The following is a 24,396-nucleotide window of genomic DNA, read 5'->3' as shown; positions in this document are numbered from 1 at the left end:
GAAGGGCCATGCTAGATCGCGCCGGCCGGTGTGCGGTCAGCGCTTGACGGAGATCCGGTCCACGGCGAACGGCACGAAGGACGGCTGCGCCGCTCTGGTCCGGGCGGTGGCCGGGCCGCAGAGGCCCTCCAGGAGGTGGACGACGAGTGCCGGGTCGATCGGGCTCGCCGCCGGGAAGCCGTTCTCGTCGAGCGGCTGGTACTTGGTGCGGTTCATCCCGATCGACATCTGGCGCGTGCCGTCGGGGCTCGACATCGACTCCGTGCCCATGCCGAAGACGCTGCCGCTGTGCCCCCAGAACCGGCCGCAGGGCAGGTCGGTGGCGTAGATGCCGAGGCCGTAGGGCGCGGGGTAGCCGCCGAGCAGCACCGGCACGGTCTTCTGCATCTCGGCCAGCTCCGCCGGGCCGATCAGCCGGCCGCGCAGCAGCGCCCGGTAGAACTGGTTGAGGTCCTCCATCGTGGACACCACCGCGCCCGCCGTGGTGATCCACGACATGTCGTAGACGCTGTAGTCGCGCGGCGGGTCGATGAGGCCGTACATCGACTCGTACGCCCCGGAGTGCGGGCCGGGGATGTTCGGCGTGCGCGGGAACGACGTGTGCCGCAGGCCCGCCCGGCGGATCACCTCGCGGGTGATGTGCGCCTCGGCGTCCTCGCCCGTCACCTTCTCCAGGAGCAGCCCGGCCAGGATGTAGTTGGTGTTGGAGTACACGCCGGGCACCGCCCCCGGCTCGCCGGTCGCCGGGGCCGCCAGCGCGTCCCGCACCAGCTCCTCGGAGTCGAACGAACGGAACCGGTTGTCGTCCAGGCTGCTCGTCGAGCCCTGCGTCAGCGAGGGGAACGCCTGGGCGACGTGGTCGGCGATGTGGCTGGTGTGGTTGAGCAACATCCGCACGGTGATCTGCCGGCCGCGCTCGCCGGGCACCAGGTCGGGCAGGTAGCGGCCAATGGGGGCGTCCAGCTCGACGGTGCCGCGGGCGACCTGCCGGAGCAGGGCCACCGCGGTGAACGTCTTGGAGATGCTGCCCACGCGGTGCACCATGAACGGCTTCGCCGGGCGGCCCGTGTCCACGTCTGCCACGCCCGCCGCGTCCCGCCAGCTCTCGTCGCCGTCGCGTACGGCCGAGTAGACGCCGTACATGCCGGCCTCGTGGACGGCGTCGAGGCTCCGGCTCAACGCGCCGCGGTCGAGCCCGGTGTCGGCGGCGGCCGGGCCGGGGACGGCCAGGGTGCCCGCGGCGAGCAGCGTGCCGAGGGCGGTCACGGCGGCGGTCCGGCGGCTTGTTGCGACATATCGATAACGGCGAAGATTCATGGCACAAATCATGATCGAAGCGCTTACGGCTCGTCAGTCCACGCTGTCACCGGCTCTGCATGACATCCGTCATGTCCGAGATGATCTCCAGCATGGAGGACGACGAGCTGATCCGCGCGGCGCCGGCCACCCCCTTCGAGGGATGGGACTTCGCCGTCTTCCGCCACCGCGTCACCTACGAAGGCGAGCTGCCCGGGCGCTACGCGGAATCGGTCGGCGCGCGGCTGCCCGGCGCGGCCGCGCTGCTCGACCTCGGCACGGGAGGCGGCGAGCTGCTGGCGTCGTTCGCGCCGCTGGCGCCGCGCACCATGGCGACCGAGGGCCACCCGCCGAACGTGCCCGTCGCCCGCCGCCTGGAGCCGCTGGGCGTCGAGGTCGTCGAGGCCGGCGGCGCGGGCCCGCTGCCGTTCGCCGACGGGTCGTTCGACCTGGTCGTGAACCGGCACGAGTCGTACGACCGGAGGAGGTCCGCCGCGTGCTCGCGCCCGGCGGCACGTTCGTCACCCAGCAGGTGGACGGGCGCGACCTGACGGTCAACGCGGCGCTGGGCGGCCCGCCGCACGAGGACTCCGCCTGGCGACCGGAGCCGGCCGCCGCCGCGCTCGCCGCCGCCGGGCTGGAGGTCTCCTGGCGGTGCGAATTCACCACGGTGTTCCACGACGCCGGCGCGCTCGTGCTGTTCCTGCGCGTCCTTCCCTGGCAGGTGCCCGGCTTCGACACGGACGCGTACGGCGACCGGCTGCGCGCCCTCCACGAGGAGATGGAACGCGGCCGGCCGTTGCGGGCCACCGCGCGCCGTTTCGCCCTGGTGGCCCACCGGCGCTAGCCGCCGGGGACGTCGGCCCGGGCGGCGTGCGCGGGGTCGTCGTCCTGCCACCGCTGAAGCGCGGCGAGCGCGTCCTCCGCGTCGCGGACGAGAGAGTCCATCAGCGAACGGTAGAGGGCGTCGACCTGGCGTTCGCCGAACGGGCCCGAGCCGGGGAAGCCGACGGACCTGCACTCCTGGAAGACCTGGCGCACCTCGGTGAAGACCGGCAGCAGGTCGTCCCTGATGCTCCGCCGGACCTCGCCGATCGCGTCGGGGCTGCTGTGACGGGTATCCGGATTCACGCCTCCACCTTGCAACATCCCGGGAGCGCGGGGCCGCGGCATCATCGAATCATCATTGATCGTTCTCACGTCGGAAACCCTTCGGCTCCTCGTCCGTCGCCGCAGCTCAGAGGCTGATCAAGGGTTCGGGGACAAAGCCAGCAATTCGTCCGCCGTGGGGGTTCGGGCGATCCACGCCTCGCGTCCCCGGCGCCCGCCGATGATCAGCCGCGCGCCCCGCGGCGGTCGCGGTGGCGCGTCAGCCCGCTCGGCCCGAGGTGCACCCCGGCGGCCGGCATGGACATGGTCATCGGCCGGTCCAGAGCACGCAGCAGCCGGGCGCGGACCGGGCCTACCAGCGCCGGCAGCTCGTCCGCAGCCGGTCCGGCGCGTTCGCGCCAGAGCGACCCGGCGCCCGGCACCGGGCAGGCGATCCACCCGGAGTCCTGGTCGTCCCGGCCGGCACCAGCGCGTCGTTCCCGGCCGGCACCAGCGTGTCCTTCCCGGCCGGCACCAGCACGATCGTCCGCTCGCCCGGCGCCGCGTCGGCGCCGAACAGGTCGCGCTCGCCGTGCTCGCCAGGCTCCGCGTCAGGTACGAGCAGGCCGCGTTCGCCGTATGCGATGCGGGGAGCCGGGCAGCACGTCGCGGCCGCCGCGCACGGCGGCCGCGGTCCTTCTTGTCGCCGATGGACGCCACGCCCCCGCGCTTACTTCTCGCTCACCAGCGAGCGGGAAGATAGTGGGAGACCCGGAACGGCTCCGCCACCAGGGAACGGGCCCGTTCCTCGATCGCGCGGTCCGAGCCGGTGAGCCGGGTGGAGTGCTGGCGCAGGTGCTCCTCCCACGAGGCCACCACGAACGTCTCCAGGTAGACGTCGGGGTCGGCGCCGGACCGGTAGAGATCCCAGTGCAGCGCGCCGGTGCGCAGCCGGGAGAGCCCGAAGTCCCGCATCGCCGCGACGAACTCCGCGGCCCGCTCGCGTGGCACCCGGTATTCGACGGTGACGAGCACCGGCCCGTCGTCCCCGCCGGGCTCCAGCACCATGGCCGGCGCGGGCCAGTGGACCGAGAGCGAGCGGTCGAGCCGGGTGTCGGGGATGCCGAGACGGCGCCAGGCGACGAGGGAGCCGGCCGCCGTGAGCGCCGCGGCCAGCAGCAGGGCGGGAACGAGGCCGACGCCGTCGGCGAGCGCGCCCCACACGGCCGAGCCGATCGCCATGCCTCCCGAGAAGATCGTCAGGTAGACGGCCAGCGCGCGGGCCCGTACCCATCCCGACGTCGTGACCTGCATCTGCGCGTTCAGCGTGGACAGCACGGCGATCCACGCCACCCCGGCCAGGACCAGCACCGCCCCCGCGAGCCACGGCGACGGGGTGAGGGCCAGCACCGCCATGGCCGCCGCGAACAGCACACCGCCGCCCGTGAGCGCGGCGTTGCTCGACCAGTGGCCGCGGACGTACGACAGCAGCATCGCCCCCGCCACGGCGCCCGCGCCCACCGCGCCGAGCAGCACGCCGTAGCCGCCGGGGCCGAGTCCCAGCCGCCGGTCCGCGACGACGGGCAGCAGCGCCCACAACGCCGCCGCGGCGGGGATGAACAGCACGGTGCGGGCCAGCACCCGGCGCACGCGCGGGGCGTGACGCACGTAGCGGTGACCCGCGCGCAACGCCGGAAGGACCCGCTCGGCCCCCAACGGCCCCGCGTCGGCCCGATACCGCCAGGTGAACAGCGCGGCCGAGGTGACCAGGAAGGACAGCGCGTTGACCGCGAACGCCGCGGCAGGCCCCGCCAGTGCCACGAGCAGGCCGCCCACCGCCGGGCCGACCGCCCGCGAGAGGTTCATGTTGACGCCGTTGAGGCTCGCGGCGTTCGGGATCTGCTCGCGCGGCACCAGGTCCGGCTGGATGGCCTGCCAGGCCGGCGTCATGAGCGCGTTGCCGCACCCGAGCAGGAACGTCAGGAGCAGGACCCCGGAGGCGTTCATCTGCCCCAGCGCCGTCAGGACCGCGAGCAGGCCGGCCGCCACGAACATGACCGCCTGCGAGAGCAACAGCAGTCGGCGCCGGTCCACGATGTCGGCGAGCGCGCCCGCCAGGATGCCGAACAGCAGCACCGGCAGGCTGGCCGCCGTCTGCACCAGCGCCACCAGGCTCGCCGACCCGCTCTCCTGCGTGATCAGCCACTGCGCGCCGACGGTCTGCATCCAGCTGCTGACGTTGGAGACCAGCTGGGCCAGCCACAGCGTGCGGAAGATCCGCAGGTGCAGCGGTTGCCAGACGGACCCGGTCGCGGTGTCGTTCATCGCCTGTCGCCCGGGGGACACCCGAGCCGGATCAGGCCGCGGCCGCGTGCGACGGGAGCATGGCGTGCGCGTACGCCACGCCGAGCCCGTAGGCGCCCGCGTGCTCCTCGATCACCCGCGTCACGGCGTCGTAGGTCCGCGTACGGCTCCAGTCCCGCTGCCACTCCAGCACGGTGGTGAGCCAGGTGAGCGGCACGATGTCGTGCTGGGCCATACGCCGCACGGCGTTGTCGTGCGCCTCCTGCGACACGCCGCCGCACGCGTCGGTCGGGACGTACACCTGGTATCCCTGCTCCGCGGCCGACAGCGAGGCGAGCGCGATGCAGACCTCCGTCCACAGCCCGGCCATGACGATTTTCGGGCGGCCGGTGGCCCTGACGGCGTCGACGACCCGCGGATCCTCCCAGCAGTTCATCGTGGACCGGTCGATCGGCGCGACACCGGGGAAGAGCTGTGCCAGCGGCGCCAGCAGCGGCCCGGAGAAGCTCTTCGACTGCACCGTGGTCAGGATGACGGGCACGTCGAAGACCTTGGCGCCCTTGGCCAGGCCCACGGTCGCGTTGATGATGGAGCCCCGGTCGGCGCTGGTCGTGCCGAAGAACATCTGCGGCTGGTGGTCCACCAGCACGACCACGCTGTCCTGCGGCGTGAGCAGCGACGACGCGGGATCGGGCTTGGCGTTGCTGAAGTCTGCCATGGCTTACCTCTCTGGGACTGTCACAGGACGAAACAGGAGTCGAAGATCTCGTCCTCGGTCGTACGGCCCCGCGCGAAGCCCCGTACGGCCCGCCACTGGCGGTGCTCCTCGGACTCGGCGGCGGCCTCCATCACCGCCTGCGCCTGGCGAACCCCCGGCGCGGTGCGGTGGTACCCGCCGAAGAACGCGACCGGGCTCCACGACGGCTGGATGGCGGGCTGCGGCGGCGCGAGCCCCTCGAACTCGCCGGCGGCGTACACGATCCGGCCGCCGACGACGGTCAGCAGCGACTCGATGTGCGAGATGCCGTCCTCGGGGACCGAGAAGAAGTCGTCGGAGAGCACCGCGAGGTCGGCGTAGCAGCCCGCCTTGAGCACGCCCTTGACACCGGCCTCGCCGGTGAGGCCGGCGCCGGCCGCGGTGTACATGCGCAGCGCCGTCTCCCGGTCGACGCGGCACTGCGGGTCCATCAGCTCGGTGCCGCCGATGGTGCGGCCGGTCACCAGCCACTCCAGCGACAGCCAGGGGTTGTAGCTGGAGACGCGGGTGGCGTCGGTGCCGGCCGCGGTGATCAGACCCCGGTCGAGCATCTGCCGGACGGGCGGCGCACCAGCGGCCCTGGCCGCTCCGTAACGGTCGCGGAAGGCGCTGCCCTGGAACATCATCCGATTCTGGATCGACAGGTTTCCGCCCATCGCGGCGATCCGGTCGAGGCTCGCCTCCGACACGGTCTCGGCGTGGTCGAAGAACCACGGCACCCCGAGCTTCGGGGACACCTTCTCGAACACGTCGAGGTTGGCGCTGATGGTCTCCTCGTACGTGGCGTGCAGCCGGAAGCCCCAGTCGTTCTCGACGAGCAGGCGCACCGCCGCTTCCAGCTCCCGGTCGGCCTTGTCCGGCCGCAGCGGCCTGGGCTCGGTGAAGTTCTCGAAGTCGGCGGGCGACCAGGCGAGGTTCTCGCCGGCGCCGTTCAGCCGCAGCCACTCGTCGCCGTCGCCCGGGCGTACCGATCCGATCCACCGCCGCAGGTCGTCCAGCTCCTGGCCGGGCGTCTGCGGGAAGAGGTGGTACGCGATCCGCATCGTCAGCAGACCCTGCTCGGCCAGCCTCATCACCGCCCCGTAGTTCTCCGGGAAGTTCTGGAAGCCGCCGCCGGCGTCGATGGCGCTGGTCAGGCCGAACCGGTTGAGCTCGTACAGGAAGTGGCGGGTGGAGCCGAGCTGGTCGTCCTCGGCCAGCTTCGGGCCCTTGGCCAGCGCCGCGTACAGCAGCGTGGCGGCGGGCGCGGCGAGCAGGACGCCCGTGGGTTCACCGGCGTGGTTGCGGACGATCTGGCCGCCCGGCGGGGCGACGCTGTCCTTGGTGAACCCGATGGCCCGCACGGCGGCCCGGTTGAGGATCGCCGACTGGTACAGGTGCAGGACGAAGACCGGGGTGTCGGGGGCGGCGGCGTTCAGCTCCGAGACCGTGGGCAGGCGCCGCTCGGCGAACTGCTCACCCGTCCAGCCGCCCACCACCCGGACCCACTGGCCCTGCGGCGTGCGCCCCGCCTGCTCGCGCAACATCCACAGCGCCATGCGCAGCGACGGGACGCCGTCCCAGCGCAGCTCCAGCAGGTAGTTCAGGCCGCCCCTGATGACGTGGAGGTGGGAGTCGTTGAGCCCGGGGATGATCCGCCGGTTGAGCGCGTCGACGACCCTGGTCCGCGTTCCGACGAAGGGCGCCATGTCCTGGTCGTCCCCGACGGCGACGATCCGGCCCTCCCGTACGGCGAGGGCCGCGGCGGCCGGCCGCGCCGGGTCCTGGGTGTGCACCCGGCCGTTGCGGATGACCAGGTCCGCGGGCGTCTCGGCCGCACTGTCAGGGACGATGCCCTCGACGGGCATGGCGTTGATCATGGCTTCCGCTCCTTGGCAACGGGTGCGTCAGCGCGGCTACCCCTGCCGTTTTCGAGCAGGCCCAAGACGGCAGACCGTTTGCCCAGGAATGGGGCATAAGCGAATTGGTTGGCGCGCACTTGGCGGACGCCCAACGGCCTCCCGACCGCACCGGCCGGTCGGCCGCATCGGGGCTCGCCGCCGAGCGGGTCAGGTGCGGCAGGCGGTCGCGGCCGGGCCGGTCCGGCCGAAGAGGGTGTCGCCGCGCTGGTCCATCTGCGCGGCGGCGGCCTCGACAGCCCGGCCGGCCTGCTCCGCCACCCCGGCGAAGTACGCGGCTCCGGCCTCGTAGTACCAGCGTCGGAGCGCGAAGCAGGGCTGCAGACCCTGGCGCTGCAGCCGCGCGTCGGTGTCGTACGCGAGCAGCGCGCCCTCGATGACCTCGGCGGCGACCTGCCCGGTGTCCAGCCGGGTGAAGCCCTGGTCGCGCAGCGTCGGCGCGAAGGCGACCGTGGCGGACCGCGTCCGCACCGCCTCGCGGGCGGCGACCGCGCCCACCCGGTTCATCAGCTCCAGGTCCGCCTGCCTGGCGTCGCCGAGCCCGATGAGCAGCAGCCGCTCGGCGGCGACGGCGCCGGGAGGCGGGGTGATCATGAGCGTCTCCAGGGCTGCCGCCCGGAACTGCCCACTGTCGCGCACCGCGCTGAGCGCGCCCCCGAGCCGCTCGTCCAGCTCGACCATCGAGCCGGTGAACGCCTGCCCTGAGGCCTCGTCGAACAGGGTGATGATCTGCAGATCGGCCGGCTGCCCCGTCGGGCCGACCTCCTTCACGCTGAGTCTCAGCCCGTGCGGCGCGGAGAAGACCCGCTCCGGTACGTCCGCCGGGCTCGGTGTGGGCGGCGGCCCCTGGCGGGACGCCACGGCCACGGGCGCGAACGCCGGGGCGAGCGCCACGAGCGTGACGGCGACGAGAACGGCCCCACGGCGCCGCCCAACTGATCGGCCCATTCGACACCCCACTAAATCCGAATCAAATCGACATTTAGTGCAATATCCGGATTTCTAGCCCTCCGTGCATCGCCCCACCGCACCTCGCCGCTTTCCCCGCCGATCCTTGGAACCGCCTTTTAGATGTACGGCACCAGGTGCTCCGTCGGCCCCCACAGGGTCGTCCGGTCGTATCCGGCCCGGCTGAGCCGCACCCCCGTGGCCCGGTCGGCGAGGGCGAGCACGGCTGCCGCGGGCACGCCCGTCCAGCCGGGATCCTCGTAGCTCGTCTCCATCTCCAGCTCCCGCATGTCGGCCAGGAGACGATCGGGCTCCTCGCCGCTCCTGCCGCGGCAGTCCGCAGGTTCGAAGGCGATGATCAACCGGCCGGCGGCGTAGTACGTGAAGCCCCCTCGTCGTCGGTGAGGAAGACCGCCGCCGCGTCCGTCCCCTCCGACAACGCACCGGCCCTGGTGTAGCAGACGTGCCCCCAGCCGTACTCGATCAGCACGGTCCCGCCGACGCCACGGGCGGCGCTCACCCCGAACCCGTAGTCACCGGTGATCGGCCCTGGCGTGACACCGATCCGGCGTAACGCCTCGGTGGGGGACAGCCCCCGGACGAAGCACACGCAGAGCCACGTGCTGTCCGTGCCATCGGTGAACTTCCGGTAGAGCCACTCGTACGTGGCCGCGCTCGCAGGCAACATGCCGCGATCTTGCCACCCCGTGGCCCGCCCGTCGTGGGGAAGCCGCCGGCCCCCGGGAGGGCCGGCGGTGGTCGTCAGCTTGCGACCTCGTACGGGATGATCTCGGCGAGGGCGGAGGCGCCGCCGATGCCGTAGTCGGCGCGCAGCCTCACATACCGGGCCGAGACGCCGTTCATGTCGACGTCGTTCGGTTCTGTCAGGCGCGGCCACTCGACCTGCTTGAAGTCGGTGAACGTCGTGCCGTCGGCGCTGATCTGCACCATGCCTTCGACGATGGTGCCGTTCATGTTGGAGCGCAGCTTGGGCTGGAAGCGCACGGTGGACAGCTTCCTGACCTTTCCGAGGTCGACCGTGATGTAGTGCGGCTGCGGCGCGACCTCGGGATAGTAGGAGTGGTAGTCGGTCAGCAGGTTCCCGTCGACGGCGTTGCCCGGGTCGCCGATGTCCGGCTTGAAGGTGGTCGCGGTCGCGCTGAGCTCCGACGGGGGCACGCGGACGCCCTCGGGGGCGGCGGGCCAGACGCCGGGCGCGTCCACGGGTTCCTCGCTGACGACGGGCCGGTCGGGGCCGGTGCCCTTGCCGCGGATCAGCACGTCGGTGATGACCGAGCCGTGGTCGGAGTAGAACGGGTAGGGCCGGTTGAGCCAGCTGTCCTGGTGGCGGGGCAGGCGCCGCACGTCGGTGCGGGAGCCGAGGACGCGCACGTCCTCGCCGCGCGCGAAGACGTAGTCGATGCGGCCGGGCGTGGCCATGAAGCCGCTCAACGGGCTGAAGGTGCGGCCGGGGTAGCGCCCGGCGTCGGGGTTGGCGTAGCGGAAGGTGTCGAGGAAGCCCGCGTCGGTGTAGAGCTTGGTGTACGGCCACGGCAGGACCAAGCCGCCGTGCCCGCGCGCGTTGGCGAACTGCTCGGTCCAGTCCTGGTGCGGCAGGGCGTTGAGGTCCCCGCCCATGAGCACCGGGGCGTCGTCGTCGCCGATGAACGACGGGATGGCCTTCTCCAGGATGGCCTTGCCCATACCCATCCGGCGCTGATAGTCGTTCTCGAGGATCTGCTCGTCCGTCTTCGTCCGAGGCAAGCCGTGCACGTTCTGCACGGCCGCGTCGTGGGTGTCGTGACGGGCCGGGCCATCGTGCCAGGTCCAGAGGCTGAAGGCGTGGACGTGCTGCCCGTTCGGCAGGCCCAGCCGGGCGCCGCCCAGGTTGAAGGAGGAGATGTCGGCGTCGGCGTAGCGCGGGTAGACCTTCTCGATCTTGAGCTTGGTGTAGATCCACAGGTTGTCGCCGTTGACGCTGTAGTCCTCCGGCGTGGTGAGCTGGGCGGCCGTGAACCGATCGCCCTCCGGGCGTCCGGCGTTCAGCCCGTCGAGGATCTTCTGGCCGGACCCGTATCCCTCGACCACGAAGAAGATGTCGGGGTCGACCTCGTTGAGGTAGTCGATCATCTGCTTGAGGTTCTCGCCCGTCGTCTCCTGGCGGTTGATCGTGCCGCCGACGAACAGGTTCCAGGCCATCAGCCGCAGCTGTGTGCCCACCCGCTGCTCCGGCAGGGAGGTGACGGAGACGTCGACCGTCACGTCCTGCTCGGGCAGCACGAAGGGACGGCTGCGCACCTGCCCGTCGCGGCTGTAGAGGGTGTCCCGCGCCCAGACCTGGTCGCCGCTCCTGACGGTGGTGACGAACTCCTCCACGTGGTGCGGGCGGGGCTTGCCGGTCGCCACCACCGTGCAGGTGCTGCCGGGCCGGTCGCCGTCACAGTCCAGCCGGTACGCGCCCGGCTTGGCTCCTGGGTCGGCCGCCGCGGGGGTGGGGGCCACCAGTAACCCGGCGAGTGCCAGGGCGGCCATGGGCATGACTGACTTGCGCATGCGCTGTCCTTCGCAAAAGGGGGATTTCGGTCGGAGGGAGGTTCAGATGAGGCTCTGCGGCGCGGCAGGGTCGGAGATCGAGCCTTCCGGTGAGAAGAAGCGCTCGTCCACGTACTCCAGCGCCAGGCAGGCGGCGCCCAGGGCGACGCACTCCTCGCCCAGCGTCGAGGGCCGGACCTCGGGGACGCGCACGCAATGGGGTTCGAGCGCGCGCAGGAGCGCGGGCAGCAGGACGTCGGCCGAGCGGGAGAACCCGCCGCCCAGGACGACGACCTCGGGGTCGAGGGTCAGGACCATGGCGGCGGTGCCGAGGGCGAGGTAGTGGGCGTAGCGGTCGACGGCGGCGAGGGCCTCCGGGTCGCCGTTGCGGGCGGCCCTGAAGACGATGCCGGCCGCCTCGTCGGGTGCGGCGCCCGCGGCCACGGGGCAGTTCTCCAGGTGGCCGGCCATCGTGCGCCAGCCGGTGATCGCCATGAGGCCGACCTCCCCGGTGGCGCCGCTGAAGCCGTGGTGGAGCCGGCCGTTGATGATGATCGCGGCCCCTGGACGGCGGCCGGCGTGCAGGTAGACGACGTCGGAGACGCCTGCCGCGACGCCCAGCCGCTGCTCGGCGAGGGCGGCGAGCTTGCTGTCGTTCTCGATGATGATCGGGCAGGGCAGCCGCCGCCCGAGATGGCCGACGAGGTCGACGCCGGCCCAGTCGGGCAGCTCTTCGACACGGGTGACCTGGCCCTCCCTGTTGACGACGCCGATGGATCCGATGGAGGCGCCCCACAGGTCCTGCGCGGTCAGCCCTCCGGCGACGAGCGCGGCGTCGACGGCCCTGCTCACCGCGTCCAGCCGCTCGGAGCGCGTGATGTGCCGGTTGAGCGCGGCCCGGCCGCTGGCCAGCGTCCGGCCCGCGAGGTCGGTGACCACGGCGAGGATCTTGTGGACCCCTATGTCGATGCCGAGCGCGTACCCGGCGTCGGCGCGGAAGCGGTAGCGCTTGGCGGGCCGGCCCATGCCGCCGGGGACGGGGTCGACCTCGGCGATCCAGCCGCGTTCGTGGAGGTCGGCGACGAGGTCGATCACGGAGCCCCGGGACAGCCCTGTCGCTGCGGCCAGTTCGGTGAGCGTCAGCGGGTGGTGCGCCTCACGCAGGGCGCGGATGCTGCTCAGCGAGTTGAGGTGACGCAGCCGCTGAAGATCGCCACCGCTGACCTGCACCAGACGACTCCTTACTATTTACAGGCTCCACACTATGTCCGCCAAGACGACGCGTGCCACCTGGATCATCCGACATTGTCGGTCTTGACTGCAAGGCCCAATCCGTGACTATCTATGGACTCCGCAATAAATCGGGAGTTCGAACAGAATGACAGTGACCATGGCCATCGTCGGAGCGGGAGCCCGCGGCCAGATCTACGCCAGGGCGGCGGCGGCCGACGGCCGGGCGCGCGTGGTGGCGGTGGCCGACCCTGATCCGGCCAGGCGCGCCAGGCTGGCCGTCGAGCACGGCGTGCCGGAGGACGCCTGCTTCACCGGATGGGCGGAGCTGGCCGCTGTGCCGAAGCTGGCCGACGCCGTGGTCATCGCCACCCAGGACCACCTCCATGTCGAGCCCGCGGTGGCCTTCGCGGAGCTGGGCTACGCCATCCTGCTGGAGAAGCCCATGGCGCCCACGGAGCCGGAGGCGCGCAGGATCGTCGAGGCCGTCGAGCGCTGCGGCGTCGTCTTCGCGGTCGGTCACGTGCTCCGCTACACCGCCTACACCAAGGCGTTCAAGGAGCTCGTGGGCAGCGGCCGGCTGGGCGCGATCTCCAGCGTCCAGCACCTGGAGCCGGTCGGTTGGTGGCACATGGCCCACTCCTTCGTCCGCGGCGCCTGGCGCAACGTGCGCGAGTCGGGGCCGATGCTGCTGACCAAGTCCTGCCACGACCTCGACTGGCTGCTCCACCTCATCGGCGACGAGCCGGTCGGCGTGGTGTCGTTCGGCTCGCTGACCCACTTCCGGCCGGAGAACCGGCCGCCGGGCGCGGGCGGGCGCTGTTTGAGCTGCGCGGTCGAGCCCTCGTGCCCCTACTCCGCCGAACGGCTCTATCTCGGCTGCCTCGGCGACCCGGACCGGGAGTTCTGGCCGCTCGGCGCGGTCACGTCCGACGCCACCGTGGGCGGCGTCACGCACGCGCTGGAGACCGGCCCGTACGGCCGCTGCGTCTATGACTGCGACAACGACGTGGTGGACCAGCAGGTGGTGATGCTGGAGTTCGCGAGCGGCGCGACCGCGTCCTTCACCATGACCGCCTTCACCCCGCTGGAGCACCGCAAGACCAGGGTCTTCGGCACGCACGGCTTCGCAGAGGGCGACGGCCGGCTCCTCAGGGTCGTCGACTTCGTGACCGGCGCCGAGGAGACGATCGACACCGGGACGAGCGCGGGGGCGTCGCTGGCCGACGGCCACGGCGGTGGTGACATGGGCCTCACCAGGGCCTTCATCGACGCCGTCGTGGCCGGTGACCAGGCGGCGCTCGGCGCCGGCGCGGCCGACGCGCTGGCCGGGCACCTCGTCGTCTGGGCCGCCGAGCGCGCCCGCGAGACCCGGACGGTGCAGGCTCTGTGACGACGATCCCGGCGCCCGCCCGCCTCACCGCCGCAGAAGGGCGGTTCACCTTCACCGACGCCACTCCGCTGACCGCCGATCCGGCACTGGCCAGGGCCGCTGCCTGGCTTCGCGAGAGCCTCACCCCGCCCACCGGCCTGCCACTGCCCGAGGGGCCCGGTGGCGTCGAGATCCGCCTCGCCGAAGGGCTCGGCCCCGAGGAGTACCGGCTCACCGCCACGGCGCAGTCGGTGCTGATCGAGGCCACGGCCCCGGCCGGCGCCTTCTACGGGGCGCAGACGCTGCGCCAGCTCCTCGACCCGGCCGCGTTCCGCGCCGGCCGCACCGGGGACAGGGCATGGAGCGTCCCCGCCGTCACGATCTCCGACACCCCCCGGTACGGCTGGCGCGGCTGCCTCATCGACGTGGCCCGCCACTTCCTGCCCAAGAACGACCTGCTGCGCTACGTCGACCTGCTGGCCGCGCACAAGCTCAACGTGCTGCACCTGCACCTGACCGACGACCAGGGCTGGCGGCTGGAGATCAGGAAGTACCCGAAGCTGACCGAGGTCGGCGCCTGGCGGCGCGAGTCGCCCCTGGGCGCCAAGCGGCATCGCCTCTTCGACGGCCGCCCGCACGGCGGCTTCTACAGCCAGGACGACATCAGGGAGATCGTCTCGTACGCGGCCGAGCGGTTCGTCACGGTGGTCCCGGAGATCGACCTGCCCGGCCACACCCAGGCCGCCATCGCCGCCTACCCGGAGCTCGGCAACCTGGACACGCCGCTGGAGGTGCGCACCGAATGGGGCGTCGGGGAGAACGTGCTCAACGTCGCCGACGAGACGATCGCCTTCTTCACCGACATCCTCGACGAGGTCCTGGAGCTCTTCCCCGGCGAGTACGTCTGCGTCGGCGGCGACGAGGCCCCCAAGACCCAGTGGAACGAGAGCGTCCCGGCCAAGGAACGCATCCGCGAGCTGGACCTGCGCGACGCGTACGAGCTGCAGACCTGGCTCATGCGGCACTTCACCGACTACCTGCTGGCCCGGGGGCGCAAGCCGTTCGGCTGGGACGAACTGCTGGAAGGCGGCCTGCCGCCGGGGGTCACCGTCGGTGCCTGGCGCGGCGACAGGTGCGCGACGCTGGCCGCGCGGGCCGGCCACGACGTGGTCGTCTCGCCGTTCGCCGAGACCTACCTGGACTTCCGCCAGGCCGAGGGCGACCAGGAGCCGGTGCCGATCGGCAGCGTGACGACCCTGAGCGCGGTGCACGCCTTCGACCCGGTCCCCGGCGGCCTCACCGAGGACGAGCGGGGCAGGATCCTCGGCGCCCAGGCGGCGCTGTGGACCGAGCACATCGATTCGCCCCGGCTGCTCGATTACATGGCCTTTCCTCGCCTGGCGGCGTTCGCCGAGGCGGTGTGGAGCGGCGGGCGGGACTTCGAGGACTTCCTCGCCCGGCTCGCCGTCCACGAGAAGCGGCTCGACGCCCTGGGCGTGGAGTATCGCCCGGCAGCCGGCCCGCACCCCTGGCAGCAACGCCCCGACGCCCCCGGTCACCCCAGGACCAGGGCCGAGATCGACGACATGCTCGCCGCCTGGACCGCGAACCTGCGGTTCTGACACACCCCCACTTGGAGGAACCCGTGCGTCTTCGCCTCCCCCTGGCCGGGCTGCTCTGCCTGGCCGTCCTCGCCGCCGGATGCGGCTCGTCCGGCGAATCGGCCGCCGACGGCCAGGTCACCATCACCTACGCCATCTGGGACAAGAACGACCAGCCGTCCACCGAGAAGGTCATCGCGGCCTTCCAGCAGGCCAACCCGGGCGTGACCGTCAAACTCGAGCTCACCCCGTGGGAGCAGTACTGGACCAAGCTCCAGACCGCCGCCTCCGGAGGGGTCACCCCTGACGTCTTCTGGATGAACAGCCTCAACGTCCGCATGTACGCCAAGGGCGGCATCATCGCCCCGATCGACGAGTCCAAGGTCGCCGGCCTGCCGGAGGCGGTCGTCGACGGCTACCGCTACGACGGCAAGCTCTACGGCCTGCCGCACCACGTGAGCATCCCGGCGCTCTGGTACAACAAGCGGCTCTTCGACGAGGCCGGCGTGGACCACCCGACCGCCGACTGGACCTGGGACGACGTCAGGGCCGCCGCCAAGAAGCTGACCGACCCGGCGAAGCAGCAGTTCGGCATCCTCGCGCCGATGCTGGACCAGGTCGGCTACTACAACACGATGATCCAGGCCGGCGGCCACGTGATCTCACCCGACGGCAAGAAGAGCGGCTTCGACGACCCCGCCTCCATCCAGGGCCTGGAGTTCTGGACCGGCCTGATCAAGGAGAAGGTCGCGCCCGCCGCCGAGGTCTACGGCGACACCGACCCCATCCAGCTCTTCCAGTCGGGCAGGTACGGCATGTTCTACGGCGGCATCTGGTTCGCCTCCACCTACTGGGCCGACCCGGAGTTCCGTGAGCGCGTCGACGTCGCCCCGCTGCCCAAGGGGCCGGCGCGGGAGGGCGTCATCCTGCTCGGCCTGGCCAACGCCGTCTCGGCCAAGACCGAGCACCCCGAGCAGGCGGCGGCGTTCGCCGAGTTCGTCGCCTCCGAGCAGGCCCAGAAGATCATCAGCGACAGCGGCGGCGGCGCCCTCTCGCTCCGCCCTGGCACCCAGGACGGCTGGTTCAAGACGTTCCCCTCCTTCCATCTGAAGGAGACGTACGACGCCTCGATGCCGCACGGCGTGCCGTACCCGGTGTCGATGAACACCGCGCAGTGGCAGGACGTGCAGAACAAGCTGCTCGCCGACGCCTGGGCGGGCAAGCGGCCGGTGGCCGACGTCGCCAAGGAGATCGCGGCGCAGATGAACGAGATCCTGGCCAAGGAGTAACCGATGCTCTCCAAGCGCGAGTGGGCGTGGGGCTACCTCCTCATCGCCCCGATGGCGCTGGGCCTGGCCGTCTTCTACCTGTGGCCCATCGCCCAGACCCTCTACCTCAGCTTCACCGAGTCGGGCGTCTTCGGCGGCTACACCTGGGTGGGGACGGCCAACTTCACCGACCTGCTCGGCGACGAGGAGATGGCCGGCGCGCTCGGCAACACCCTGCTCTACGCGGCGCTGGTGCTGGCCGGCGTGCCGCTGTCCATCGTCATCGCGGCCCTGCTGAACGTGCCCGGGCTGCGCGGGCTGAGCGTCTACCGGACGCTGTACTTCCTCCCGGTCGTCACCATGCCCGCCGCCGTGGGCCTCACCTGGAGGTACCTGTTCAACGGGGACTTCGGGGCGATCAACTACCTCCTCGGCCTGCTGGGGATCGACGGACCGTACTGGGTGGGCGACCCCGACGTCGCCATCTACGCGATCGCGATCGTTGGGATCTGGAGCTCGATCGGCTACAACGCCGTGTTGTTCCTCGCGGGGCTGCAGGGCGTTCCGCGCCACTACTACGAGGCGGCCTCGATCGACGGCGCGGGGCGGCTGCGGCAGTTCTTCCGCATCACGCTCCCACTGCTGACGCCGACCACGTTCTTCGTCGTCGTGATCACGATGATCAACGCGTTGCAGGTCTTCGACCTGGTCTACCTCATGATCGACACGACGAGCCCGGCGCTGAGCGGCAGCCGCACGATCGTCTACCTCTTCTACGAGAAGGGCTTCGTGCAGAACCAGCGAGGGCTGGCCGCGGCGATCGCCGTCCTGCTGCTGGGGCTGATCCTCGTGCTGACCGCGATCCAGTTCAGGTTGCAGAAGAGGTGGGTGCACTATGAGTAGGCCCAGGACCTGGCCGGCCCACGTGGTGCTGGCCGCGGGCGCGCTGGTGATGATCGCGCCCTTCGCCTGGCAGGTCGTGGTCTCGTTGCAGACGCTGCCCGACTCGCTGCGGGTGCCGCCGAAGTTCACGCCCTCGTGGCAGTGGTCGAACTTCCCCGAGGTCTTCCAGACGGTGCCGCTGGCCAGGCAGTTCCTCAACACGGTCGTGGTCACCGCGGCCGTCACCGCCGGGCAGCTGCTGCTCTGCTCGCTGGCCGCGTTCGCCTTCGCCCGGCTGCGCTTTCCCGGCAGGGGCGCCCTCTTCATGCTCTTCCTGGCCGTGCTCATGGTCCCCGGCGAGCTGTTCCTCATCCCGCGCTACGAGATCATGGTGGACCTCGGCTGGCTCAACACGCTGCAGGCGCTCATCGCGCCGGGCGTCTTCGGGGCCTTCGGCACGTTCCTGCTCCGTCAGTTCTTCCTCACCCTGCCCAGGGAGCTGGACGAGGCCGCGCAGCTCGAAGGGGCCAACCCGCTGCAGATCTACTGGCACATCATGCTGCCGCTGGTCCGGCCGGGGCTGCTGGCGCTGGGTCTGCTGACGGTCATGTGGTCGTGGAGCAGCCTGCTCTGGCCGCTGGTGGTCAACACCGATCCCGAGATGATGACGCTCTCCGCCGGGCTCGCCTCGCTGCGCGGGCAGTTCCAGACCAACTTCCCGATCCTGTTCGCCGGGGCCGCCGTGGCCTCGCTGCCCGTGATCGTGCTCTTCGCGGTCATGCAGCGGCACCTCATCGCCGGCATCGCCTTCACCGGCTCCAAAGGCTGACCCCTGGGGCGGGGTCAAAAGACAGTCGCCTTCGGGTTGGTTTGTCCTACGCACTCTTGGGAGAGCCGGTGGCCGATCCGCCCGCCGGGTGGAAGGCTGCCCGCAACGCACACCAACGAGAGGAGTGCCGCAGATGACGCAAGACGCCGGCCGCGTCGCGGCGAAGCGGATCAACGATCACGTGGAGCTCGTGCACGCGGACAACCCGGACGCGGTGCTGGCAGTGCCCCGCCTCGAATGGGAGGCGTTCACCGCGGCCGTCAAGTCGGGCGCGTTCGACCTCGAGACGCTCAACCGGCAGGCCGAGGAGAGTCTCGCCTGACCGCACCGCCCGCTCCCCGGCACAGGGGAGCGGGCGTTCGCGCGTGCTCAGGGAAGCGGGTGTTCGTGCGGGGCGTCAGCCGCGTCCGGTCCAGTGGCTCCTCGCGCGGTCCCACGCCGCCGCGCCCACCGCCCGGCCCAGCGTCCGGCCCTGCAGGTCGCCGGCGCGGAAGTGGATGCCGCCGTACCGGCGCGAGAGCCCGGCCTCATCGGCTGCCGCGCTGAACGTGCTCCAGCGCAGCGTCACGTCCTGCGCGGGCGTCATCCCCGGCTCCACCAGCGACGAGCCCTTGGCGACGACCGCCTGGCCGCCGAACGTGTCGGCGCCGGTGAAGCGCTTGAGCACCTCGGCCGCCGCCGCGCTGAAGGTGCTGTGCCCGGAGACGTACTCGGCGAACGGCGGCGTCGGGAACCACGACGGCTGGTACGGCACCCACGCGGCCCCGTCGACCGTCCGGCCGCCCCACGTCGGGATCTGCCGGCCCTGGTGCAGATGGCGGATCGCGGTGATCGGCCGGGCGTAGTCGTGGTCGCGTTTGACCTCCCACGCGGCGATCCCGGCGTCCATGACGGCGCCCGCCAGCGCGAAGAACAGCTTCACGTCCTGGTCGACGCCGTGCCGGTCGCGGGCCGAGACCTGCTGGGCGAACAGGCACCAGTGCCCCGGCGGCGTCTCGCTGCTCGGCCCGTCGGCCCAGTACTCGGCGATCGCCTTCTGCCGCTCGGTCAGCGCGGCCGTGACCGACACGATCTCGGCGGCCTGCGCCCGGAACCCGGACGAGCCGTACGCGTACGGCGCGGGCACGTGGTCGGCGAGGGCGCGTGCGGTGCCACCGAAGGAGGTCACCCGTCCCCAGTGCGGGGCCATGAACGGCGGCGTCACCACCGCGCCGGCCCGGTTGGCGTACGTCAGGGGCGCCCAGCGGCCGGGCGCGTCGAGACCGCTCGTCGGCTCGGCGACGACCACGGGGCCGTTGACCGGTGTGTATCCGGTGGTGTCGGCGTATCCGCCGGCCTGGTTGGAGCCGTCGGCGTGCCGGTGGTCGAGCACCGCCCGGCACGCGGTCACACCGACGCCGGCGGGCACGCCGGACGCGTCGGCGGGGTCGTACCCCAGGTCGGCCATCAGCGCGTCGAAGAGGGCCCGCTGCGCCGGGTAGAGGTCGACCGCCGCCAGGTGGGCGGCGTAGCTGATGGCCTCGGCCTTGTTCGCCTCGGTGTGCTCGGCCGGGGGCCGCCGCAGCGAGCCGCCGAGCCGGGTGCCGGACGCGACCGCGTCGTAGGCGGCCCACGCGTCGTAGGCGCAGGTGTGCACGATCGCGAGCGCCCTGGCGACGAGGGGCGGGCCGAGCGTGCCGCCGCGTACGGCCTGCAGCAGCGCCTGGTTCCACCTGACCACCACGTTCGGCCCGGTGGCGGGGGCGGGGAGGGCGGTCAGGACGAGCGCGGCGACGGTGACCAGCGCGAGCGTGAGCACGGATAAGAACCGGTGCACGGGCATGGACGGACTCCTGGGTCAGGGATGCTCGGAACAGCCGACACTGCCATATTCGAACGTGTATTCGACCTGGCGTCCAGGTAACACCCCACTTACCGCCCAAGGGTCCGGCTGATATTTCTGATGCGCTTTCTTGAAAGTTTCACCTGGTACGGCGACGAGACTCCGCTGCTCATGGCCCTTTTCTACGGAGCTTTTCTCGCACGCTTATGAGTTGTTTCCGAAAATTTCGGACATGTGGCGAAATATTCTTGACGACCCGCATAAGGGCCCTTACAGTCCGGGCGTAATGATCGGGATGGAACTCTCGAAAGTGACAGCCATGACATCTGTCAACGCGCCGGGCGTCGCGGCCTGGCGGGACACCGCCCGAACGGTCGGCGAGCGCGTGGAGAGCCTGCTGGCCGAGCTGACGCTCGAGGAGAAGGTCGCCCAGCTCGGATCCGCCTGGGTGCAGACCGACGACCCCGGCGGCGTCGCCCCCCTCCAGGACCGCTTCGTGACCCAGGAACGGCTGGAGGACCGGCTGGCCCACGGGCTCGGCCACCTCACCCGCGTCTACGGCACCGCCCCCGTGACCCCGGCCGAGGGTGCCGGCCGCCTGCGCTCCCTGCAGCGGCTGGTGATCGACTCCAACCGCCTCGGCATCCCGGCGATCGCCCACGAGGAGTGCCTGACCGGGTTCGCCACGTACGGGGCCACCGCCTATCCGACGCCGCTGGCCTGGGCGGCGACGTTCGATTCCGAGCTGATCGAGCGCATGGCGGCGGCCATCGGCGCCGACCTGCGCGCCGCCGGCGTCCACCAGGGCCTGTCGCCGGTGCTCGACGTCGTACGCGACTACCGCTGGGGGCGGGTCGAGGAGACGCTGGGCGAGGACCCGTACCTGGTGGGGCAGCTCGGCGCCGCGTACGTGCGCGGCCTGGAGAGCGCCGGGGTCATCGCCACGCTCAAGCACTTCGCCGGGTACGCCGCCTCGCGCGCCGCGCGCAACCACGCGCCCGTCAGCATCGGGCCCCGGGAGCTGGCCGACGTGATCCTGCCGCCGTTCGAGACCGCGCTGCGCGAGGGCGGCGCCCGTTCGGTGATGAACTCCTACACCGACCTCGACGGCGTCCCGGTCGGCGCGAGCGCCCACCTGCTGCGCGGGCTGCTGCGCGAGGAGTGGGGGTTCGAGGGGACGGTGGTGTCCGACTACTGGGCGATCCCGTTCCTGGCGTCCATGCACGGGGTGGCCGAGGACGTCGCCGGCGCCGGGGCCGTCGCGCTGCGCGCCGGCATCGACGTGGAGCTGCCCGAGACCGTCGCCTACGGCGGCCACCTCGTGGCGCAGGTGCGCGCGGGCCTGGTGGACGAGGCGCTGGTCGACGAGTCCGTCCGCCGCGTGCTGCGGCAGAAGATCGAGCTGGGCCTCCTCGACGCCCCGTACACCGTCCCGGACGACGCCGACCGGGTGGCGCTCGACGGCCCCCGCAACCGCGCGCTGGCCCGCAGCGTCGCCGAACGTTCCATCGTGCTGCTGCACAACCCCGCCGGTGTGCTGCCCATCGACCCCGGCACGACCGCCCGGATCGCCGTCGTCGGGCCCTGCGCGGGCGATCCGCGCACGCTGCTCGGCTGCTACGCCTTCCCCAATCACGTGCTCGACCGCTACCCCGAGCACGGGATGGGCCTGCCCATCCCGTCCGTCGGCGAGTGCCTGGCGGCCGAGTTCCCCGGGGCGGAGCTGCGCCACGCGGCCGGGGCCGACGTCCTGGGCGGCGACGCCTCCGGCATCCCCGCGGCGGCGGCGCTCGCCGCGGAGTCGGACCTGGCGCTGCTGTTCGTCGGCGACCGGGCCGGGCTGTTCGGCGGCGGCAGCTCGGGCGAGGGCTGCGACGCCGCCGACCTGCGGCTGCCCGGCCCGCAGCCGGAGCTGGTCGAGGCCGTGCTGGCCACCGGCACGCCGACCGTGCTCGTCGTGGTGTCCGGGCGGCCGTACGCGCTGGGGGCGTACAAGGACCGGGTGGCCGCGGCCGTGCAGGCGTTCCTGCCCGGCGTGGAGGGCGGCTCGGCGCTGGCGGGGGTGCTGAGCGGCCGGGTCAACCCCTCCGGGCGGCTGCCGGTCCAGATCCCGGCCTCGCCCGCCATCAACCCGTCCACGTACCTGCAGCCGCCCCTCGGCCGGCGCGCGGACGGCATCACCGTGCTCGACCCGACCCCGGCGTTCGCGTTCGGCCACGGCCTGTCGTACGCGCCCGTCGAGTACGTCGCCCTCGCCACGGACCGCGCCGAATGCGCCACCGACGGCGTCGTCGAGGTCACGGTGACGGTGCGCAACGCCGGCGACCGGCCCGCCGAGGAGGTCGTCCAGCTCTACGCCTCCGACCCGGTCGCGCAGGTCGCCCGCCCCGCCGTGCAGCTCGTCGGCTTCGCCCGGGTGCCCCTGGAGCCGGGCCGTACGCGGGCGGTGACGTTCGAGGTGCCGGCGGACGCGTTCTCCTACACCGGCGTCGACCTGCGCCGCGTCGTCGAGCCCGGCACGATCACGCTCGCCGCGGGCCCCTCGGCGGACGAGCCGCCGCTGCGCGCGGACATCCGCCTGACCGGCGAACCCGTCGCCGTCGGCCACGCCCGCCGCCTCAGCACCCCCGCGCGCCTCGCGCAGTCCCGCGTATGTCCGGGCGCTTCCGCAGACCTTCCGCGCGTTTATCGCTCACCTGGGGAGACTTCCTCTGCTTAGATCTTCCGCCGCGAGCCGCTCTCGCTTATCGCAACTTGGGGGTTCGCTGTCGCCTGCCCGCGTGAAGGTCGAATTTTCGGGTCAGAGTCGTGGAACGACATCGACATGGTTACGTGGCAAAAGATACTGAAAGTAACTTTTGTCTCATTCGTATCTAGCATGGCCACGTGACTTCGAGCCGCTGACCCCGTGACCACCACGTCGATGCGGTCGCATCCCAGTCCATCCGTGGCCTGATCGCTGGCGCTCGAACTCCTCCGGCGTCAGGTCCCGGTTGGACCGAGCCGCCAAGGCCACATCGAAGGTGTCCATGATGTGGTTCTCCGCCGCACGACTGACAGAATCGCTCGTTGGTGTGCGTCGCCTCGCCTGCAGGGACTGGTGACGCTAGGGGAGACGCAGTGCGGCGAAGACACCGCGATGGTCGGTACGGGGCACGTCGAGGACCTCGACCCGCTCCACCGCCACCCGCCGGTCGGCCAGCACGTGGTCGATGGAGATGATCGGCGGCATCGGCCGGAAGTTCGGCCAGGTGGGGATCAGGCCCTTGCCCACCTGGTCGGCGGCGTCGACGTAACCGCGGTCGAGCAGGTCGCGGAAGGCGCGATGGTCGAGGCTGGCGTTGAAGTCGCCGGCCAGTACCCGCACCGCCGACGGAGAGGCCGAGGGCAGGGTGCGCAGGACGGTGTTCCACTCGTCCACCCTGCGGCCGAGCGGCGGGTTCGGGTGCACGGCCACGAACTCGATCGAGCCGCCCCCGGGCAGCGCCACCCTCGCGGCCGGCATGTTGTGGCCGATCGGCGTGAACAGGCCGGGCAGCTCCGTCAGCGGATACTTCGCGTAGATGCCGCTGCCCGTCACGTCGTGCTCCGGCTGCAGCACCCGGTGGGGGAGCAGCTCCTTCAGCCCGGCCTCGTCCAGCCGCTCCGCCTCGGCGTAGGTGAGCTCCAGCGCGCTGAACACCTCGACGTCGTACGTACGGACGAAGTCGACCACGGCGGCCGCGTCGGCCCGGCCGAACAGGTTGATCGTCAGCACCCGCAGCGGCGCGCCCTTCGCCGCCGGCTGCTCCGCGCTCACCGTGCGCGGCACCACGACGGCGACCATCACCACGCACACCAGCGCCGCGGCGAGCGCGGCCCGCCGGTTGCGGCGCAGCGACGACAGCAGCGCGGTCAGGGCAGCCAGCCCCGCGCCGTAGGGGGTCACGGTCATGAGCTGCGTGGGGAACGATCCACTTTCCAGGCCGAACACCCTGACGACGGCCCACACGGCGAGCAGCGTGACGACCGTCCAGGCGAACCACCGCCTGCGTCGTCTCTTCGGCTTCTCCGGCTCCTCAGCGGCCTCGGCGCGCTTGATCCCGGCCGTCGCGCTCACTTCGCGGCCCCGTACCCGAACTGATCCACACCGTGAACCCTAAACGCACGCGGGACGAGACGGCGCACGGCGGGATCGGCGGGTCACTCGAGGACGGCGGGGTCGAAGCTGATCGGAAAGGGCTTGGTCAGGTCGACGGCGGTGCCCGGCCTTGAAGACGGCGGGCGGCCTCGTAACGCTCGCCCTTGAGCTCGTGGACGTAGAGGGTGGGGCCCTCATCCGGCTCGATCTGCCAATGGCCGGGGTGTCCGCCTTCGCGTACGCTCTGCCCTGAACATGCGGTCGCGCATCTTGGTGCTCGGGCTCTCCACCTCGACGGCGAGCAGGATGTCGCCGGGCGGGAACATGAGGCCCACCGTCTTCACCACCTCTTTGCGTACGACGACGACGGCGGTCGCCCGTACGTTGACGGTGGTCAAGGGAACCAGCTCCGGCGGGCGCGCCTGCGGGAGGACGGCCGGCGCATGCT

The 24,396-nt window shown here is 71.8% G+C and carries 23 protein-coding genes; 9 read left to right on the top strand and 14 right to left on the bottom strand.

The window, feature by feature from the left end; all coding sequences use genetic code 11:
* Positions 1–36: 36 nt before the first annotated feature.
* Complete coding sequence (locus ACIBP6_RS21015) at positions 37–1,317, bottom strand: serine hydrolase domain-containing protein (RefSeq protein WP_397054469.1); 1,281 nt, start codon at positions 1,315–1,317, stop codon at positions 37–39.
* A 71-nt stretch (positions 1,318–1,388) separates the two neighbouring features.
* Between ACIBP6_RS21015 and ACIBP6_RS21010 the strand changes: the two genes are divergently transcribed.
* The gene (locus ACIBP6_RS21010) at positions 1,389–1,847 is read left to right on the top strand and encodes a methyltransferase domain-containing protein (protein WP_397054467.1); all 459 of its coding nucleotides are present in this window, start codon (positions 1,389–1,391) and stop codon (positions 1,845–1,847) included.
* Positions 1,793–2,143, top strand: a complete 351-nt coding sequence (locus ACIBP6_RS21005; protein WP_397054465.1) for a hypothetical protein — start codon at positions 1,793–1,795, stop codon at positions 2,141–2,143. Before ACIBP6_RS21010 ends, ACIBP6_RS21005 begins: the two co-directional genes overlap by 55 nt.
* Here ACIBP6_RS21005 and ACIBP6_RS21000 read toward each other — a convergent pair.
* The 10 genes from ACIBP6_RS21000 to ACIBP6_RS20955 form a co-directional block, all read right to left on the bottom strand.
* Entirely contained in the window at positions 2,140–2,427 is a 288-nt protein-coding gene (locus ACIBP6_RS21000) for a hypothetical protein (protein ID WP_397054463.1), read from the bottom strand. The genes ACIBP6_RS21005 and ACIBP6_RS21000 overlap by 4 nt on opposite strands.
* A 203-nt stretch (positions 2,428–2,630) precedes the next feature.
* Positions 2,631–2,828 (bottom strand): hypothetical protein, encoded by a 198-nt coding sequence (locus ACIBP6_RS20995; protein WP_397054461.1) that lies wholly within the window; start codon positions 2,826–2,828, stop codon positions 2,631–2,633.
* Between the two features lie 298 nt (positions 2,829–3,126).
* Positions 3,127–4,710 carry an MFS transporter gene (locus tag ACIBP6_RS20990; RefSeq protein WP_397054459.1) on the bottom strand — a complete coding sequence of 528 codons (1,584 nt, stop codon included), beginning with the start codon at positions 4,708–4,710 and terminating at the stop codon, positions 3,127–3,129.
* 31 nt (positions 4,711–4,741) lie between these two features.
* On the bottom strand, positions 4,742–5,407 hold the full coding sequence (locus ACIBP6_RS20985; protein ID WP_397054457.1) for a hydrolase: 666 nt from the start codon (positions 5,405–5,407) through the stop codon (positions 4,742–4,744).
* 20 nt (positions 5,408–5,427) lie between these two features.
* Positions 5,428–7,305: an amidohydrolase gene (locus tag ACIBP6_RS20980; RefSeq protein WP_397054455.1), complete on the bottom strand. Its 1,878-nt coding sequence runs from the start codon at positions 7,303–7,305 to the stop codon at positions 5,428–5,430.
* A 189-nt stretch (positions 7,306–7,494) separates the two neighbouring features.
* Positions 7,495–8,292 (bottom strand): M17 family peptidase N-terminal domain-containing protein, encoded by a 798-nt coding sequence (locus tag ACIBP6_RS20975; protein WP_397054453.1) that lies wholly within the window; start codon positions 8,290–8,292, stop codon positions 7,495–7,497.
* Between the two features lie 119 nt (positions 8,293–8,411).
* The gene (locus ACIBP6_RS20970) at positions 8,412–8,654 is read right to left on the bottom strand and encodes a DUF6461 domain-containing protein (protein WP_397054451.1); all 243 of its coding nucleotides are present in this window, start codon (positions 8,652–8,654) and stop codon (positions 8,412–8,414) included.
* Entirely contained in the window at positions 8,651–8,980 is a 330-nt protein-coding gene (locus tag ACIBP6_RS20965) for a hypothetical protein (protein ID WP_397054449.1), read from the bottom strand. The genes ACIBP6_RS20970 and ACIBP6_RS20965 overlap by 4 nt, the downstream gene beginning before the upstream one ends.
* 74 nt (positions 8,981–9,054) lie before the next feature.
* Positions 9,055–10,845 carry a discoidin domain-containing protein gene (locus ACIBP6_RS20960; RefSeq protein ID WP_397054448.1) on the bottom strand — a complete coding sequence of 597 codons (1,791 nt, stop codon included), beginning with the start codon at positions 10,843–10,845 and terminating at the stop codon, positions 9,055–9,057.
* A 42-nt stretch (positions 10,846–10,887) separates the two neighbouring features.
* Positions 10,888–12,054, bottom strand: a complete 1,167-nt coding sequence (locus ACIBP6_RS20955) for an ROK family transcriptional regulator (RefSeq protein ID WP_397054446.1) — start codon at positions 12,052–12,054, stop codon at positions 10,888–10,890.
* Positions 12,055–12,214: 160 nt separating this feature from the next.
* On the opposite strand from ACIBP6_RS20955, the gene ACIBP6_RS20950 reads away from it, so the two are divergent.
* The 6 genes from ACIBP6_RS20950 to ACIBP6_RS20925 all read left to right on the top strand — a co-directional run bounded on the left by ACIBP6_RS20950 (position 12,215) and on the right by ACIBP6_RS20925 (position 18,328).
* Positions 12,215–13,447, top strand: coding sequence for a Gfo/Idh/MocA family protein (locus tag ACIBP6_RS20950; protein WP_397054444.1), 1,233 nt, complete (start codon positions 12,215–12,217; stop codon positions 13,445–13,447).
* Positions 13,444–15,048 (top strand): beta-N-acetylhexosaminidase, encoded by a 1,605-nt coding sequence (locus tag ACIBP6_RS20945; RefSeq protein ID WP_397054442.1) that lies wholly within the window; start codon positions 13,444–13,446, stop codon positions 15,046–15,048. The genes ACIBP6_RS20950 and ACIBP6_RS20945 overlap by 4 nt, the downstream gene beginning before the upstream one ends.
* A 23-nt stretch (positions 15,049–15,071) precedes the next feature.
* Entirely contained in the window at positions 15,072–16,316 is a 1,245-nt protein-coding gene (locus tag ACIBP6_RS20940; protein ID WP_397054440.1) for an ABC transporter substrate-binding protein, read from the top strand.
* A gap of 3 nt (positions 16,317–16,319) precedes the next feature.
* On the top strand, positions 16,320–17,198 hold the full coding sequence (locus tag ACIBP6_RS20935) for a carbohydrate ABC transporter permease (RefSeq protein ID WP_397054438.1): 879 nt from the start codon (positions 16,320–16,322) through the stop codon (positions 17,196–17,198).
* The gene (locus ACIBP6_RS20930) at positions 17,191–18,006 is read left to right on the top strand and encodes a carbohydrate ABC transporter permease (RefSeq protein WP_397054436.1); all 816 of its coding nucleotides are present in this window, start codon (positions 17,191–17,193) and stop codon (positions 18,004–18,006) included. Before ACIBP6_RS20935 ends, ACIBP6_RS20930 begins: the two co-directional genes overlap by 8 nt.
* 133 nt (positions 18,007–18,139) lie before the next feature.
* Positions 18,140–18,328 (top strand): hypothetical protein, encoded by a 189-nt coding sequence (locus ACIBP6_RS20925; RefSeq protein ID WP_132619069.1) that lies wholly within the window; start codon positions 18,140–18,142, stop codon positions 18,326–18,328.
* Positions 18,329–18,403: 75 nt separating this feature from the next.
* Here ACIBP6_RS20925 and ACIBP6_RS20920 read toward each other — a convergent pair whose 3' ends face one another.
* A complete protein-coding gene (locus ACIBP6_RS20920) occupies positions 18,404–19,828 on the bottom strand; it encodes a vanadium-dependent haloperoxidase (protein WP_397054434.1) in 1,425 nt (474 codons plus the stop codon).
* Between the two features lie 319 nt (positions 19,829–20,147).
* Between ACIBP6_RS20920 and ACIBP6_RS20915 the strand changes: the two genes are divergently transcribed.
* Complete coding sequence (locus ACIBP6_RS20915; protein WP_397054432.1) at positions 20,148–22,547, top strand: beta-glucosidase; 2,400 nt, start codon at positions 20,148–20,150, stop codon at positions 22,545–22,547.
* Positions 22,548–22,934: 387 nt separating this feature from the next.
* Here ACIBP6_RS20915 and ACIBP6_RS20910 read toward each other — a convergent pair whose 3' ends face one another.
* Positions 22,935–23,927 (bottom strand): endonuclease/exonuclease/phosphatase family protein, encoded by a 993-nt coding sequence (locus ACIBP6_RS20910; protein WP_397054430.1) that lies wholly within the window; start codon positions 23,925–23,927, stop codon positions 22,935–22,937.
* A 215-nt stretch (positions 23,928–24,142) separates the two neighbouring features.
* Complete coding sequence (locus ACIBP6_RS20905) at positions 24,143–24,346, bottom strand: hypothetical protein (protein WP_397054428.1); 204 nt, start codon at positions 24,344–24,346, stop codon at positions 24,143–24,145.
* Positions 24,347–24,396: the final 50 nt, after the last annotated feature.

This window comes from Nonomuraea terrae (assembly GCF_044465245.1).
GTDB lineage: Bacteria > Actinomycetota > Actinomycetes > Streptosporangiales > Streptosporangiaceae > Nonomuraea > Nonomuraea terrae.
This window is presented reverse-complemented; position numbering and strand designations above follow the sequence as displayed.